Here is a 15509-nt window from a genome sequence, read left to right on the forward strand (position 1 = left end):
CGCAGGCTGCTCGTCGGATCAGGGCACCTGATCTCTAACTTGCTGCCGTGGCTACGGCCAGCGACCCACCCCCACGTGTGCTCAGGCGCAAGCTGCCGACACGGACGTGGAACGAACATTTGGCGAGGCCGTACGTATACTTCCAGCGTTCGGCCGGTGTGGTTTGCGGACCGAAATCGGATACAGCCGGACGCGGTCGTGAAAATGAAATGAGAGGGCATGCCGAAGTTTGACGTAAGCAGCGATCTCGTTCGATCGGACACCGCAGTCAAAGCGCGGCACCGTGCGCACCAAAGCGCCTACCGCGCCGATGTCCTGGGTCTCCCTTCCGGGCCGCCCCTTGGTCAAGCCCGGCACCACTATGCCGCGCTCGGCAATTTCCTGCCCGAATACCACGACGGCATCAGTGCTGCCGAAGCAGGCTGGAACCTCATGTCTGCGGCGGCACGCACTTACGCGACCGCCCGGCTGGACGTGATCAAGGCAGCAGGCGGTATGGCCGAATCCGGCCGCCTATGGCGAAACATGCTGTCCAGCCAGCCGTTGGCCTTCAGCATCGTTGGGGAGTTCCGCGCTCACGAACGGGCAGCGCTGTCGGTGCTGGAGCGCCTCACCCGCCTCGACCTGGTCGAGTTCGGCCATCTTGACAGCGGCAAGCCTGCCGCTATCGACCCGTGGGTCTTGAACGGCCTGCAGGCCGAGTGGGCGCCGCCGATGCGGCAACACACCGGTGACCGCTCCGGCTTCGACATGGCGGCGGTGGTGCGGACGAAGGCAGGCGACCGAGTGCTGGTCACCGTCGAGGTCAAGTATGTGGATTCATTTTCACCTCAGAAACTCGACATCCCGAAGTACGCCAGCCACCTCGAAGAAGCAGGCATCGCCGAAGCTGACGCCAACGATCTGGTCAACCTCGGCGCCAGCCAGTTTCTACGCTCGCTCCTGCTGACCAACTCCGTTCGGCAGCGTGGACTCCGCGGCGACAGCCACTTCGACCAAGCGCTCGCGGTCATCCTGTGCCGCGCAGACGATCAGCGAGCACACAAGGTGGTCGAGGCAGTCGGCCAGGCGTGCTCTGCTCCGGGTCTCACCGTGGGGATGTGGAGCCACGAGCAACTGCTCTCCAAGGCCGCGGCGGAGCCCGCACTCCACGAGTGGGCGCAGTCCATGCAACGGCGCTACGTTCTGGGGCCGTAGGTCTGCGTGTGGCCAATCCGAGTCGGCCACTGCTCGTCATAGGGTTGGCCAAGTGATTGATCAGAGGTCTGTGGAGGCGGCGGTCGTCGATGCTCGTCTTGCCGCCAGCGAGTTTGATGACGCCCGGGCATGGCTTCGCGCTAGGCCGACGCTGACCGAGCCGCTATCGGCCGAGGTTTGGGTCACCGATCCGTCCTACAGTCACGTCTTGCTCGTGCGCCACCGTGTTCGGGGGTGGGTGCCACCTGGTGGAACGGTCGAACGCGGCGAAACGCCCCGGGACGCCGCCGTCCGTGAGCTAGCGGAGGAGACCGGGGTGGCGGGCAAGTTGCTGCCCGCTCCGGCCGCTGTCTCGGTTCGCTCCTACCGGGCGGACTGGGCCCCGACGCTGGGCCTGTCGTATGGCGCCGTCGTCAGCCGTGACGTGCCGCTTGGTGGAGAGGCTGGCCAGCCGCCGAAGTGGGTCGACCTGGATGAGGAGTGGGAAAGCGCGTTCCCCGAGGACCGAGACCGCATCCGCGCATATGTGCGTCGACTGGCGGCGGACCACTTGGCCGGAACGGCTACCTGGTCACAGAAGTGAAGGGCGGGCCACCGGCTACGACCGTTCCGCGGGACGGTGGGCGACCACAACGAGCCAGCTCGTCACCGTTGGCGTGTCGGGCGTGGTCAGGGCGTACGCCTTGTTCAGGATGTCCATCCGTTGCGAGTGAGTGAACTTCCCACCGGGGCGGGCGAACACCGGAATGGACAGCCATGCCTTCTTCTCGGCCATCGTGCTGTGCTGCGCGACTACCTCGGTGTCGAGCACGATAAGCCCGGCAGCGGACAGATGTTCGGTGACCGCGTCCAACGACAGTTTGGGAGGCTTGTCCTCGGCCTGCGGCGGCACGTAGCCGTAGTCGCGGGCCGCGACCTGGTGGATCAGGGAGTTCAGCGACGGCCCGGTGCGCGTGGCGACCTCGTCGGGGTGCCGGACCCCGGCGAAGCCACCGCCGATGTTGAACACGAACCGGCCGCCTGGGCGAAGGACTTGGTGTACGGCGGCGAACACCCTGGATACGTCGGTCTTCCAGATCGCGGAGTTGCACACCACGGCGTCTGTCAAGCCGGGAACGTGGTTGGCCAGGTCTTCCGCCGGGGCTGTGACCCACATCAGGCGGGAGTCGACCAGGTTGCGGTGGCCTACACGCTGCATGGCGGCGGCGTTGTCCAGGGAGATGACCTGAGCCTCGGCCGGGGCGAGTTCGAGGATCGCCGCCGCGGTTGCTCCGGCTCCGCCGCACAGGTCGACCACCAGCTTGCTGTCGGTGAGGTCAGCTCGGCGGGCCAGGTCTCGGCTGGTGGTCGCGTACATGGGGAAATCACGGGTGAAGGCGGCGTATGCCTCTGCCGTGGCGTCCTCGTCCCAGCCGAGAACGGCGTCTACGGCTGCCATCGTGGGTACCTCGCTTCGGTCAGAAGAGGGAGTTCTGGACAGCGACGGCGGGCGACTCGAAGGGACCAAGGGTGATGCGACAGCCCTTGAGGCTGCCGAGGTCGAGCACGTAGTCCACCTCGTCGTCGGCACCAAGAACAGCCAGCACTTGGGTGCCGACGCAGGCGACAATGGTGAAACCGTGTTCGCCCGCGCGTAGATCGTGTGGGTACAGCACCCGGGCGCCGCTGGCGGCGCGCATTCGGCCGCCTTCCGCTGGCGGTACCCATTTCTCCAACACCGCTGGGGTGTCCATGGTGGCGAGCGCGGCGGTCAGACGGGCGACGTGCTGATCGTGGGTCGCGCTGGCGGCGGTCAAGTCCGTCATGTTGACCAGTGCCTTGAGCTTGGACGCGGCCCGGACGGTCTGGGGCATCCGGAGGTCGCGGGTGATGGCGTCTTCGAGGTAGCGCACAGTCCGGCCGTCAGGGCTCTCGGCCAGGTAGGTGGCGAACACGGCTCCCTGTTCGTTGAGCCGGGATCGCTTGCGTGGTCCGGCGGCGGTGCCGACCTTGGTGGCGCCGTCGGCGAAAGTGGCCAGGTACAGCCAATGCGGCTGGTCCATGTACCGGCGCAGGGCCTCGGGGACGTTGCCGTCCCGGTGGTACTGGTGGGCGAACCGGAACTCGTCCTGGCTGAAACACCGGCGGCATTGGCCGCTCTCCCCTGCCGGAGCGCGATCAGGGCAAGCGACCGCCTCCACCCTGACGGTGTCGACAAACCGGTACCGGCCGGTGCACCACCTGCCGGTACCGGTCGCGAAGCCGAGACGCTGGTTCATGATCTCGGCGTAGACCAGTGGCCCGTTGGGCAGCGGGGCGAGCAGCAACCGCGGGTTTCCGGTCGCCCAGGTGACACCGTGGCACACGTACTCGCTGTCGTCCGGTCGGGTCACTGGCATTGGTTTGGTCCTTGTGGTGGGTGGGGGCGAGTCAGAGGGAGAGCCGCAGGCGGTCGGCGAGGGCTTCGATTGCGGTGCGGAAGACCGCGTCGCGGTCCATGTCTGTGACGTTCATCGACAGCCATCCACCGCGCTGCTCGTGCTCGCGCAGTTTGGCGAGAACAGTGTCCTGGTAGCGGATGAAGTCCTCCTCGGCGCCGCCGGTGTGGCCGCTCTCCAGGGAGCTGAACTCGCCCTTGCGGGCCAGCGCCGTGCGGGCGTCGATGTGCAGGAAGAACACCAAGTCGGGTTCGGTGAGGTGGGCGAAGACCTGCTCGGCGAGGCCGGTGGACACAGCAGGGTTGACCGCGTACCGGGCCAGGATCTTGTGGTGGGCGTTGTCGAGGATCACGTGCGTGCCCGCGGCGAGCGCGGGCTGGATCACGACCCTGTCCTGCAGGCTGTACCAGGCGGCCAGCGCCAGCAGCCAGTAGTGGTCACCGCACGCCTGGGCGACTCGGGAGTCGCGGCGGTAGACCAGCGCGTTGAGCTGATCAACGTAGGCGGACAACTTCGCGTCCATGGGGACGTCCGTACTGTGCTTGCCGACCAGGATCGCCTTGTGCCCCGCGTCGATGAGGGCCTGGTGCAGGCGAGTGGCAAGGGTGGACTTGCCCGCGCCGTCGATGCCGACGATCGTGATCTCCCGGCCTCGCACAGGGACGTCGGGCAATGCCGCGTTCAGCATGGGGTTTCCTCCGTGAGGATTCAGGCCGGGCAGACGGCGAGGCGGGCGGCGATGATGTCGCGGATGCGGGTGATCAGGGCTGTGCGCCGATGGACAACGTCGCGGTGACGCTCGTTGGACAGGTCCGCGGGGTAGTGGCGGGCGAGATTGTTGGAAATGACGTGCAGGTAGCCGAAACCGATGTCCGCGTTCCGAGCGGCTGTCCCCATGGGACCGATCTCCGGGTCGACGAAGGCATGGTTTGCGTGCTGGGACAGCCACTCCCGGTTCTCCAGCAGGATCGAGGGCGAGGTGACGTGGACACCGGCGTGCACGCCTGGTTGGGCTGCGGCGAAGTCACCGAAGAAGTCGTGCCACGTGACGGGGGTGCCGCCGACGAAGCTGGTGTTGCCGGTGGCGAGCAGGGTGTTTGGCTCGATCTCGGGGGTCAACGCGCCGACCTTGCCGACATAGACGACGTCACGGGCGCCGAGTTCGGCCAGGCGCGTGACGACCCGGCCCGCGACGTCGCCCCAGATGCTGTGCAGGAAGCCGAGGTAGACGACCCGGCGACCGTGGACGTGGGTGCGTTGCCAGGCGTAGCCCTGCCCGTAAGTCCACACCCCGTGCGGTGGGGCGAGGTGCGCCAGTCCCCAGCCGACGATCACGAGGTCGCCGTCGAGGTCGAGGGTGAGTCGTCCCACCGCGTCACGGGACACCGCAGGGGCGGGTAACTCATAGCTGACGATGTCGGCGGGTTTGCCGGTCATCGCCAGGTAGGTCGCGAGGATCAGCCCGTAGTGGTGGACGTAGTCGACCCCCGGGAACGCCTTGACTATGAGGCTTCGACCGTGCACCTCGGCAGTGGGGCGTTCGATGTTGAACAGCTTGCCGGTCTTCTCGTGGGCGGAGACCACGGCGTGGCGGTCGTAGCCGCCGACGACCCGGATGCTGTCCCAGTCGTGGTCCTGGATGAGGTGGTGCACCTTGATCTGGAGGTAGCGCAGCAGGCGATCCGGAGCCATCGTGTGCCCGTTCACCTCGATGGGTTCGGCGCGCAGCGCCGTGCTGGTGAGGAGGTTCATCGGGTGGTCTCCGGGATGCGCACGTTGCTGCCCGCCGCCTCGCGGACGACGTCGATGTTCCGCCGGATGAGGGTGAAGCGCTCCTCTGCGATGGGGCCCAGGTTCTCGATCCGAGGCGTCGCGGGCTTCTCGTAGGGGCCATCAGGCTCCATGGCGATCCCCATCGCCCCGAGGATGACGGGAGCGGCGCCGTCGACCGAGGCGATCCATTCATGCTCGCGTTGTTCGACAAGTTCCAAGTGCCCAGTGCGGCCGAGGCCGAGCAGTCGGTAGACGATCCGGTCCTCGATCAGGCCGTGGTCTTCCAGGAATCGGGTTGCCGCCCATCGGGTACGGCACAGCGGATTCTCCGGCGCGGGACGCCGGGACGCGGGCAGCGCGATCGCCCCGACATAGTCGCTGGACGCGAAGTGGTCGTAGCAGCGCAGCCACTCCTGATCGTTCGCCGCGTGCAGCACGGCGCACAACCGGAACTCGTCGCCCAAGTTTCGGATCTCGCGGGCGGCCTTGTCGCTGGCCTGGATAGTGGCGGGCCCGTCACGCATGACGTCGGGAAGGATGATCTCGCGGGCCTCGACCGCGCGGGCCGCGGTGACCAGGTCGGCGGCGGGCAGCGCGTGGCCGAGGTCGAAGACCCCGTTGTCGATGACGATCTCCGCGCCGCGCTGAGCCTCGCGGTGAAAGAACTCGCGGTAGGTGTCATCGGTCAGAACCCGTTGCGCCGCAACGTGGTGGACCCGGGCGGGGTCCTGGGCCACGAAGGCGTCCAGGTAGGCGGGCGGGGCGATCACGGAGAAGTCGATGCTCTTGGCCATCAGGCACCCCGCCTCCGGTCGGTGGTGAGGGTGAGGAACTGTTGGGAGAGCACGAAATCGCTCTCGAACCGGCCGCGGGTCTCCACCGTGGTCGTGCGGGCCGCGTCCATCCGCACGCCCCGCGCACTCATGCACAGGTGCGTGCCGCGGACCGAGACCGCGACGTTGTCGCCGCCGATCGCCTCGGCGATCTCGTCGGCGACCTGCCGGGTGAAACGTTCCTGCACCTGGAGACGTGCGGCATGCCGCTGCGCGACGCGTCCGAACTTGGACAGGCCCACCACCTGCCCTTCCGGCAGGTAGCCGACGGAAACGTCCAGGTTCATGGGCAGCAGGTGGTGCTCGCACAGCGACCAGACACTCATGCCGCCGACCACGACCAACTGGCCGCTCAGGTGGTGCTCGGTGAAACAGGTCGGGGCCGCCGACGGTTCCGGGGAGAAGAACTCACGCCACCAGGCGGCGACCCTGGTCGGCGTGTCCGCCAGTCCTTCCCGTGTGGAGTCTTCGCCGATGGCGGCCAAGAGCTCGCCGACAAGGCCGGCCACGCGCTCGGTGTCGACTTGCCCCGGCGGCGCCAGGATCTGGGCTGTGTTGTGGATGATGTTGGTCATTGGGCTGTGCCTCGCTTCCGGGGCAAGGGAAAGGGGTAGCAGCGTCGACTGGAGGTTCGTTGCACCGCTGTCAGCGGACGCCAGCAAGAATGTGGAGGCGAGTGGAGACGTTCCACCCGCGTTCAGCGGCAGGGCCGTGGAGCGCGTCCATACCGGCGAGGACCGTTTCCCGAGTGGTCCCTTCGGGCATCACCCAGACCGGCTCCAGTTGGCACTCTTCGGCGAGCTGGGCGATCTCATCGAGGTCGCTGCCGGGGTCGGTGACGACGAACTTGAACACGGCGCGGCCCGTCGCGGCCAAGGCGGTGAGCGCCGGGGGCTTGATCCGAACCGAGTAGTCCATGCCGGAATTGGCGAGCTTCGGGCTTACCACCCAGAGATCGATCAGGGAGGCCAGTTCCGGGGTGGGCTCCATCGTGCCGTTGGTCTCGACCTGTATCCGCACGCCCGTCAAGCCGCGGGCGAGAGCCGTCATGGCGGGCTGCTGCAGCATCGGCTCACCGCCGGTGATCACCACCAAGTCCACGTCGCGCTCACGCACCCACGTCACCAAGTCCGCGATGGGGACCCTTTCGCTCACCTCTGTCGGGTTGTATCGGCTCCAGTCCCAACTCTCCGGGGTGTCGCAGAAGCCGCACTTGAGATTGCACCGGGAGAACCGGATGAACACGCAGCGCTGCCCGGTCCATGGGCCTTCACCTTGGAACGACTCGAACTTCTCGGTCAGGACCGCTGTGCCCTCGGCACGCCCAGGTAGAAACGCGAGCGGTGTCACGAGGCATCGCCTCGTTTGCACAGCGCAGTCGTTGTCCCGGAGATGACCTGGATGGATACGAGGCGGCCGCGGATCTCCGGCTCGATGTTGTCGATGAACCAGCCAGCCAGATGGTCAGCCAGCGCGGGGCCAGTGGTAGCCAAGCCCGCCTCAGCGGCAGCAGGCCCACGGAGGTAGGCCGCGAACGGCTTCAAGTCGCCGAAGTCGGTGACGAACCCGACCTCGTCGAGTCCGTCCGCCCCCACAATCAGGGTCACGTCGCCGCGACCGGACTTGAACGTCTTCGAGATCGTGATCTCGCCAGTGACGCCGTCACAGCGGGCCGAGGTGGATGACGTCTCCGAGACCGTCATCGCGAGCAGCGAAGCGGGCATCGCCGACTTGATGTTGCCGTGGAACCACCCGGCGAGATGACCAGCGAGCAGCTCGCTCGTCGGATGAAAGTCGACCTGCTCGTTCAGCAGACGGTGGTCGAACGTCGAGGTCAGGTAGTCGCCGAGCGGCGACAGGTCGCTGTGGTCACCGTCGCGCACGAGGGCGGTGGCGGTCACGGTGTAGTTGTGCCTGTGGTTGCGGCGGCACTTGTGGCTGGTCGGCAACAGCCTCAACTCGTGGCTGGCGCTGAAGCCGAACGACTGCGAGACGGTGATCTGTCCGCGTGCGGCAGATGTTTCGTCATTGACCTTCATGTAGCTCCCTTCGGTCATGCCGAATGGCGCTCGGTAGATGAGCGCTGGCGAACCACCCATGCCGGGCCGGTCACTGTGGTGACTGGACCGTGGCCGCAAGCCAGGCGGTGACGTTCTGTAGCCCATTCGCTACACTCGCAACCTTACTGCGATATCCGAAAGGTGACAAGATGGTTGTGGGTGTCGAGCGTGACCTTGCTGCCCTACGGCTAAGGTCGACAGGTGGGAGCGCACCCGTAGGCCGCGCGACTCAAGGAGGCAAGTGATGGCCAGCACTGGCCGTTGGACGAGCGTGTCAATGCCGTACGCGAGCGGCCAGCGCGGCGACGTCTGGGCAGCCGAGGCGGCCGAGCACGGCGGTTCCGGAACGCAGAAGCTGCTGAGCGTCGAAGAGGTGCCCGCTTCCGCGGTGGTCAGTGACATGCTCGACCTGAACCCTGGCGAGCCGGTCGTCGTGCGCCGCCGCCTGATGCTGTTCAACGAGCACCCGGTCGAACTGACCGACTCGTACTACCCGGCGACCATCGCTCGCGGCACCAAGCTGGCCGAACCCCGCAAGATCCGCGGCGGCGCCGTCGCCCTCCTGGCCGACCTCGGCCACCCACCCCGCCGCGTCCGCGAAGACGTCAGCGCACGCTTGGCCACGCCCCACGAACAGGCCGCGCTGGAACTGGACGCCCTGGCCTGCGTGCTACTGCTCGCCCGCGTACTCCTCACCGACAATGATCGGCCCGTCGAGGCCAGCATGATGACGATGGTCGCCGAGGGGCGGCGCTTGCGCTATGAGCTGACACCATGACCATGATCGCCCTGACAACTCCGGGAGCCGACCTTGCCCCGCGCGCGTGACCTGCGGCCCAGGCACCAGCAGATCGCCGCGGAACTGCGCGATCTCATCATGCGCGGTGAGCTGAAGCCAGGTACGCAACTGCCCTCCACCGCGCAACTCGTCGCGCGCTACTCCGCCGCGAACGCCACCATCCAGCACGCGCTGAAGGCGTTGAAAGACGAAGGCTTCCTCGACAGCCGTGTCGGCAAGGGAGTCTTCGTCCGCGACAGGCAGCCGTTCGTCATCGACGCCTCGGCCTACATCCCACCGGAACCAGGCCGGTTCCGCTACCAACTACTCACCGTCGACAACGTCGTCCCACCGACGGACATCATTGAAGGATTGCGGCTGACACCAGGCGCAACCACGATCGTCCGCACCAGACTGCTCCTACACGACGACCAACCTGTAGAGCTGTCCGCGTCGTACTATCCCGCCGAGATCGCCGAAGGCACCAGCCTCGTCAAGGCAGCGAAGATCCGAGGCGGTGCTCCCCAGGTGCTCGCCGACCTCGGATTCCCTCAACGGACCTTTGTCGACCGGATCTCGGCCCGCCCTCCTACTGTGGAGGAGGTCGAAACACTGGACCTGCCCGACGGGACGCCGGTGATCCGCCAGTTGCGTGTCATCTACAGCCACAACGAACAACCGGTCGAAGCTTCCGTTCTGATCAAAGGCGCCCACCTGTACGAACTTCTGTACCGCCAGATTACAGAAACCGAGTCGCTGGAGCCGTAGTAAACTCCCAGTGACGCCCGGTGCCGACAGCGAGCGCGAGCACCGCCCGCGAGCCGACTCAGCTGACCTCAGCGTTAACATCCCCAACCAACTCCCGCAGCTCAGCCAAGCCGGTCAACCGGGACAGCCAATGATCTTCCACGACGCTGTCGCTCACAATATACCCGAAAGCACGCGTTGAATCAGAACCACACAACCCCGCTTTCTGCGCATCCCAATGTCGTTGCTTCAGGCACCGAGAGCCCGGGCACTCACGGCGCTGAAGGCGCGGCTGGCCAAATGTGACACCGGGAACAGGCAGTTGCAGAATGACACCTGGCGGTAATCCTATCCGCGCAGGTTGAAGCCGCGTCGAGTGCATGGATGCGGGTACAACCCAAACGGAGAAACTCCAGAATAGGAATGCCTCATTGAGACACCCAAGACCACTTCCGCACGTTGTAGGTGTCCAGCGACGAGAGAAGATCAAGCCGATTAGATTTGCTCGCACGCTCGCTGTCAATACGGTTGAAGTTGCACCGCGGAGCCGTTCCGCATGATTTCGGAGGGAGACGGTGCCGGTCCTGGTCGACTACACGCCCGCCGACGGCCCGGCACCGCGGGCGCGCACCAACCGTGTGATCGCCGCATTGGAAGCAGGCTGGCCGGTCAGCGCCATCCAACTCCGGTACCTGCAATCGTTCATGGCCACGTTGACCCGCAAGGCACCGGCCACGGCGCCCAAAGCCGCCGCGGGGAATGGTCAGGCGCTGGTGGTGGGGAACACCACCGATCACGCGCGAGGCGTGTTCCGCGTGTGGGAGCAGATGCTCAAGACCGGGGCGATCGACTCCCGGACCACCTGAAGCACTTGCGCGACGCGCGTCAAAGAGACCCGAGGCGCTTGGGTTGGTCAGGAGGCGGGCAAGGCCGTCGCCACTACCTTGATCAGGATGAGCACGTCGGCGCGGCGTCCTGGGTCGCCGTGCCGCCGCCAGCCGTTGGAGGCCAGGGCAGCGAGAGCGTCTACGCGCAGCTGTGACGGCCGCATCGTTCAGGCCGGTCGGCTCGGACCCTGTGTCGAAGGTCGTCGTCGCCACCGTGCTGGAGGCGAAGCACTCGGTGAGCGCCATGGTGCGCTGCTCGGCCCGCCAGGTTCCGGCGTCGCGAATGGGCCATCAAGTCGAGCGGCTGGCACCCCGCCGCGATCGTCGTGTCGAATCTTGTCGCCTTGTTGCAGATCCCGGCTGCCCGACCGCGCCCCCGCCGACCCGAAACGGCTGCACGCTCGCCCTCGCCCTCGCCCTCGCCGCTGGCGGTGTATTCCGTCCGCACCTGCCCGGGAACGACCCGGCCCGCAGCCGCGTTCAGCGCAATCCCAGCCATCCCGGCACCCAGGCCGACTCCCGCCCTGCTGGCTATAGCCGTGGGCACCGTGTTCGTTTCGTCGCGCCGGACGCGCGGATCCGGGTGCGCCGCCAAACACCATGCCCCGCAGGGTAGGGTTAACGGACGATTGCGGACGCCGACCGCCACGACAACGCCGGCCCAGCTCGGCTGGACCGCGCCGGTCACCACGCCCAGGTCTTCGTGCTGGACACGGTGCGGGCATTGGGCGCCGTCCACCGATGTACCAGGCAGTGATTCGGTGCATCGGCCAGCGTGCCGCCCTGACGCCAGTCCCCAGCGGCCCGGTTGCCACCGCCTGATGGAGGTCGTCGGCGGCGTGGACGACGCCTCGCCGGCGCGACTAGTTCCATGAACTCACCGATGGCTAGTCCGAATGTCCGGGTGCCGGTCGTGCGCAGCCGCGGACTGGAACTATTGATGACCCCGCTATGGCGATGCGGGCCGTCTCTGGAGTCATTGGGAAGGTGAGCGCGTGATCCCTCTTGACTACACTTCTCGACCTGACTACCTTCGAGACCCAATGGGCGCGTGAGCGCGTGACGGAGAGATGGTCTTGGACGCGAGCGCCTACCTCAGCAGCCTCGGGATCGACGTAACCGACGCCGCGCAGCCGGTCATCGGACGGCTGGCGCTCGCTGGGGAGTTCGTGCTCGGCGGCGAGCGCGGTGTGCTGCTTCGCCCCAAGCGCGGTGATGTGTCCGACCGCTCCCTCGAGCTCCTCGCGGGCAAGGGCTACGCATTCGTGATCGTCGACGGCGGCAGCTATCCGTCGTTCTATGTTCGCGAGCAGGAAGGGCTCGTCCCCGTGCGGGCACTGCCCGTCGCCGACCGCAGCCACTTCCCGTCGGCTGGAGTCCTCGGCGCCTGGGGGCAGTTGATTCGCGCGGCCGCCGGTCACGGTGATGCGGCGAAGCTGGGCGTCGCGCAGATGGTCGCTCGCCTGGATGGCGATGAGGTGTTCGGGCCGGACCTCGTCCGCCCCACGGGCGGCGTGCCCGTCTCGCGTCTCGGTGGTGACGAGCCGGTCGCAGTAGAACTGCTCCGCACGGCGGCTGCGCTTCTGGCCGGCTTTCGACTCCACCCGAACGCGTCCGATGAGTTGGTCCGTCTCGTCGTCGCGCTGTCCTCACTGCTTCCCGACAAGGGGCAGTTCTCCGGGCTGACCGAGAGCGTGGCGCCCTTGGTGCGCGCACATCAGCTCAGCGCTCGTCGTCTCCTGGTCTCGGGCGGAGCGGGGTCGGAGATCGCCGCGCTCCTCGGCGCGGAAGGCACGATCTTTCTTCCGGCTGAGCTTCGCCTACTCGAGCCGCTGCTGGAGCGCCTGCTTCCGACCGTCGAGCTCGTGTTTGCTGACTTCCTGCAGACGAACCTCGACAGGTCCTACGACGGCGTGATCGTCGTTCCGCCGTTCGGCCTCCAGCTGAGCGGAGTCCAGCTGGGCCGGTTCGAGTTGTCGAAACGCGGGGGCAAGGCGCGCAGCCGCGTGCCTGCAGAGCTGCTGTTCATCGAGCACGCGCTTGCGGCGATGGCCCATGGCGCTCTCCTCGTCACCGTCTTGCCCGAAGGCCTGCTCTCCAGCGCCGGGCAGGCGGACTTCCGCGAATGGCTGCTCGAACGCGCACGTCTGCTGGCGGTCGTCAGCCTGCCTGCCGGAACCTGCTTCCGCGGCACGGGGGTGAAGTGCTCCATCGTGATGCTCCGCAAGCAGGCGCTCGCCGACGACTACCCAATCCTCATGGTCGACGTGGAGGCGCACGACCTCCTCGACGACATCCGCGCGGCGCGGTCGAAGCTCGACGACTTCCTCGAACGGGAGGTGGCCACATGCGCGTAGCCACACTCTCCCGCGCCGACCTCGGCAAGCAGCACGTTCGCCTCGACCCGGCCTTCTACCTCGGGCGCGAGTTGGTGCGGTCGACGATGAGCTCGGAGGGCAGTCGACACGTTAGCCTCGAGGATATCGTCGAGGCCATCCACGACGGGGCCCGTCTGCCTTCGGCTGCATCGGGGATCCCGATGCTCCGCTTGAATAATGTGCGGCCCTGCGAGCTGGACTTGAGCGGCATGGCCCACGTCGACGGCACCGCCGCCAAGTGGATCAATGTCCAGGAGAATGACGTCCTGTTCACGCGGGCAGCCCAGCCGTTTCGTGCGGCCGCGGTCCAGTCGGGAATGCCTGCAGAGTTCGCCGTGTCGTCGGAGCTAACCATCATCCGGCCCCGGCCGGCGGTCTTGCCCGAGTACTTGGCCGCCGTGTTCTGCACGCCGACGCTGAACCGGATCCTGTGTGACCTCGCGTACCGCGGTGGCTCGTCGGCGCTGCCGCGCCTTCGCCTCTTGGACATCGCGCGCCTCCCGATCCCGCTGCCCCCGCGCAGCCTGCAGAAGTCGCTCGGGCTGCAGTACCAGCAGGCCGTCGACCTGACCGCGAGCGCCCGCGCCGAGTTCAACGCGGTGGTGACGGCGATCCACACTGAGATAGACCACCGCGTCTCCGGGGTCAAGCCCCCCAGCAGCGCCATCGAGGTTCTCCGATCGCATCTGGCAGACCGATGGGACGTCCCGTTCAACCGCGGGCGCGTGTTCCGCCATTCTTCGGGAGCATCATCGGCCATGCGGCCGTTGCTCCAGCTTGCGAAGCCCGCTGGCACGAGCCTCCGTGGCCTCACCGATGACGAGGAGGTCTTCGCCGTTCAGGCCGACGACGTGAACGAGAGCACTTTCCTCGTCGAGGGCGGCGAGGTTCGGCCCCTGTCCGACCTGTCCTCTCGCATGCGGCAGCGGCTCGAGGTGGGCGATGTCCTGCTGTGCACGACGGGCTCCGGCGACCAGGTCGCTTACCTCGACGAGGAGCTCGGACCCGAGGAGCAGCCGCTCCTTGGGAGCGCCACCTTCACCGCCCTCCGCTTCCACGAGACGCCCCGCGTCTTCGCCGTCACGCTCGCCCATCCCCTCGTTCGCACGCAGCTCCGGCTGCTCTCCTCCGGGTCCGTGCAGCGATTTGTCAACAAGCGCGACCTCGACGAGTTGCTCGTCCCGGTGCTGGGTCAAGTCTGGCGAGAGGACTTCGAGACCCGGCTCACCCGAGCGATGCAGCGTCGCCGCGAGGCGTTGCTGGCGCGGACCGCGCTCATCGAAGCTGCCGACGACTACCTCCGGAAGGTGACGCCGTGAATGCCGTGGCGACGAGCATGAGCTCTCCTGGGGGCTGGAGTCGCCTCGTGCGGCGTGGTGTGCTCACGCGGGCACTTGGGTCGGCGCGCCGCTTTGCCGTCGTGCCGGGTGACAACATGTCACTCGGTCGGGTCGAACGACAAGCCACGCAACTGGCTCTGCTGAACCGCCTCGTCGAGATGGTCGTGTTCGGCGAGGATGACCCGACGTGGCCCCAGCACAAGATCAAATTCAAGAACGTCCGCAACGTCCACTACTACCTGGCGGCCGCGCGCTGGGCCCGGCTGATCGAGGAAGATGCGATCCGCCCGACCAGTCTCGGGCGCCGCTACGTCAGCTCTCGCTTCGGGCCTCGCGTTATCCCCGAAGGGGTTCGCGGCCGCGCGATCTTTGAGGAGGTCATGCGCGTGACTGGCGACGACGTGCCGGCCCTGGACGTCGTCGCTGGCGTCCTGCGGCGTTGGAGCTTCTGTTACAGCAAGGGCACGGTCACGCGACGCGCCCGCGACTTCTGCGCGATCTTCGGCCGCATCATCGACGAAGCCGCGAACCCGAGGGAGCGCAAGCTCGTTGGTCACTCGGCGTGGTTGGATCCGCAGGACCTGCTGGTCATCGACGGCGTCGCCGCGATCTGGCCGGCCCTGCAGCTCACGCCGGTCAAGGACATCCGGCGTTTGAAGAATACTTCGCGGGGCGAGGTGACCGACGCCCAGCTGCGCCTCCCGATCAAGGAGGAAGCATGATCGGCCCAATCACCTCGAAGATCCGCGACTTCCTGATCGACCGCGGTCCCGCAACGCCAGAGCGCGTTGCGGAGGCCGTCTTCGAGCTCATGGAGGTGGGAGGTGCCGAGCGGGCCCTCTTGCTGATGAGACTCGACCCGACGCTCGAGCGGACAGGTACCGAGAAGTGGGCGGCGCGGGGAACGGCGGTAACCGACGACAGCCACGTACGAAAAGCCGTCGAGAAGTTCTTCGACGGCCGCCCCGGTGTTCCGCTAGCAAGCGCGGTGCGGGCGGTAGCAAACGAAACCAGCTTGCCAGAGCACAAGGTGCGCGAGCTCCTCATCGAGCAGTTCGTCGTGGAAGGCACCAACATTTTCAACCGGCGACGGTAGCGA

The 15509-nt window shown here is 66.9% G+C and carries 18 protein-coding genes; 9 read left to right on the forward strand and 9 right to left on the reverse strand.

Annotation, left to right across the window (positions count from 1 at the left end; translation table 11 throughout):
* The first annotated feature begins 219 nt into the window (after positions 1-219).
* Both BLS56_RS23790 and BLS56_RS23795 read left to right on the forward strand, forming a co-directional pair.
* Positions 220-1197 carry a PGN_0703 family putative restriction endonuclease gene (locus tag BLS56_RS23790; RefSeq protein ID WP_139190948.1) on the forward strand — a complete coding sequence of 326 codons (978 nt, stop codon included), beginning with the start codon at positions 220-222 and terminating at the stop codon, positions 1195-1197.
* A gap of 52 nt (positions 1198-1249) precedes the next feature.
* Entirely contained in the window at positions 1250-1780 is a 531-nt protein-coding gene (locus BLS56_RS23795) for an NUDIX domain-containing protein (RefSeq protein ID WP_175483006.1), read from the forward strand.
* A 15-nt stretch (positions 1781-1795) separates the two neighbouring features.
* Here the strand turns inward: BLS56_RS23795 and BLS56_RS23800 are convergent, their stop codons facing one another.
* The 8 genes from BLS56_RS23800 to BLS56_RS23835 all read right to left on the reverse strand — a co-directional run bounded on the left by BLS56_RS23800 (position 1796) and on the right by BLS56_RS23835 (position 8259).
* Positions 1796-2635, reverse strand: a complete 840-nt coding sequence (locus tag BLS56_RS23800) for a class I SAM-dependent methyltransferase (RefSeq protein WP_091455043.1) — start codon at positions 2633-2635, stop codon at positions 1796-1798.
* Between the two features lie 19 nt (positions 2636-2654).
* Complete coding sequence (locus BLS56_RS23805) at positions 2655-3575, reverse strand: DUF2797 domain-containing protein (protein ID WP_091455045.1); 921 nt, start codon at positions 3573-3575, stop codon at positions 2655-2657.
* A gap of 31 nt (positions 3576-3606) precedes the next feature.
* Positions 3607-4302 (reverse strand): dTMP kinase, encoded by a 696-nt coding sequence (locus BLS56_RS23810; RefSeq protein ID WP_091455048.1) that lies wholly within the window; start codon positions 4300-4302, stop codon positions 3607-3609.
* Positions 4303-4322: 20 nt separating this feature from the next.
* Positions 4323-5366 carry a hypothetical protein gene (locus tag BLS56_RS23815; protein ID WP_091455050.1) on the reverse strand — a complete coding sequence of 348 codons (1044 nt, stop codon included), beginning with the start codon at positions 5364-5366 and terminating at the stop codon, positions 4323-4325.
* The gene (locus BLS56_RS23820) at positions 5363-6181 is read right to left on the reverse strand and encodes a hypothetical protein (RefSeq protein WP_091455052.1); all 819 of its coding nucleotides are present in this window, start codon (positions 6179-6181) and stop codon (positions 5363-5365) included. The genes BLS56_RS23815 and BLS56_RS23820 overlap by 4 nt, the downstream gene beginning before the upstream one ends.
* Positions 6181-6795, reverse strand: a complete 615-nt coding sequence (folE, locus tag BLS56_RS23825; RefSeq protein WP_091455054.1) for a GTP cyclohydrolase I — start codon at positions 6793-6795, stop codon at positions 6181-6183. The genes BLS56_RS23820 and folE overlap by 1 nt, the downstream gene beginning before the upstream one ends.
* Positions 6796-6865: 70 nt before the next feature.
* Entirely contained in the window at positions 6866-7570 is a 705-nt protein-coding gene (locus tag BLS56_RS23830) for a 7-carboxy-7-deazaguanine synthase QueE (RefSeq protein ID WP_091455059.1), read from the reverse strand.
* Entirely contained in the window at positions 7567-8259 is a 693-nt protein-coding gene (locus BLS56_RS23835) for a 6-carboxytetrahydropterin synthase (protein ID WP_091455063.1), read from the reverse strand. Before BLS56_RS23835 ends, BLS56_RS23830 begins: the two co-directional genes overlap by 4 nt.
* 265 nt (positions 8260-8524) lie before the next feature.
* On the opposite strand from BLS56_RS23835, the gene BLS56_RS23840 reads away from it, so the two are divergent.
* The 3 genes from BLS56_RS23840 (at position 8525) to BLS56_RS23850 (ending at position 10671) form a co-directional block, all read left to right on the forward strand.
* Positions 8525-9058 carry a GntR family transcriptional regulator gene (locus BLS56_RS23840; RefSeq protein ID WP_091455066.1) on the forward strand — a complete coding sequence of 178 codons (534 nt, stop codon included), beginning with the start codon at positions 8525-8527 and terminating at the stop codon, positions 9056-9058.
* Between the two features lie 33 nt (positions 9059-9091).
* A complete protein-coding gene (locus BLS56_RS23845; RefSeq protein ID WP_091455071.1) occupies positions 9092-9826 on the forward strand; it encodes a GntR family transcriptional regulator in 735 nt (244 codons plus the stop codon).
* Between the two features lie 554 nt (positions 9827-10380).
* The gene (locus tag BLS56_RS23850) at positions 10381-10671 is read left to right on the forward strand and encodes a hypothetical protein (RefSeq protein WP_091455075.1); all 291 of its coding nucleotides are present in this window, start codon (positions 10381-10383) and stop codon (positions 10669-10671) included.
* Positions 10672-10718: 47 nt separating this feature from the next.
* On the opposite strand, the gene BLS56_RS31730 is transcribed toward BLS56_RS23850, so the two are convergent.
* Positions 10719-10856 carry a hypothetical protein gene (locus BLS56_RS31730; RefSeq protein ID WP_175483007.1) on the reverse strand — a complete coding sequence of 46 codons (138 nt, stop codon included), beginning with the start codon at positions 10854-10856 and terminating at the stop codon, positions 10719-10721.
* A 912-nt stretch (positions 10857-11768) separates the two neighbouring features.
* Here BLS56_RS31730 and BLS56_RS23855 point away from each other — a divergent pair.
* From BLS56_RS23855 to BLS56_RS23870, 4 genes are read left to right on the forward strand one after another with little or no spacing between them, the layout of a single operon-like run.
* A complete protein-coding gene (locus tag BLS56_RS23855) occupies positions 11769-13049 on the forward strand; it encodes an N-6 DNA methylase (protein ID WP_175483008.1) in 1281 nt (426 codons plus the stop codon).
* Complete coding sequence (locus BLS56_RS23860; protein ID WP_091455083.1) at positions 13040-14389, forward strand: restriction endonuclease subunit S; 1350 nt, start codon at positions 13040-13042, stop codon at positions 14387-14389. Before BLS56_RS23855 ends, BLS56_RS23860 begins: the two co-directional genes overlap by 10 nt.
* On the forward strand, positions 14386-15132 hold the full coding sequence (locus tag BLS56_RS23865) for a hypothetical protein (RefSeq protein WP_139190949.1): 747 nt from the start codon (positions 14386-14388) through the stop codon (positions 15130-15132). Before BLS56_RS23860 ends, BLS56_RS23865 begins: the two co-directional genes overlap by 4 nt.
* On the forward strand, positions 15129-15506 hold the full coding sequence (locus BLS56_RS23870) for a hypothetical protein (RefSeq protein ID WP_091455091.1): 378 nt from the start codon (positions 15129-15131) through the stop codon (positions 15504-15506). The genes BLS56_RS23865 and BLS56_RS23870 overlap by 4 nt, the downstream gene beginning before the upstream one ends.
* Positions 15507-15509: the final 3 nt, after the last annotated feature.

The organism is Actinokineospora iranica (assembly GCF_900101685.1).
GTDB classification, from domain to species: Bacteria; Actinomycetota; Actinomycetes; order Mycobacteriales; family Pseudonocardiaceae; genus Actinokineospora; species Actinokineospora iranica.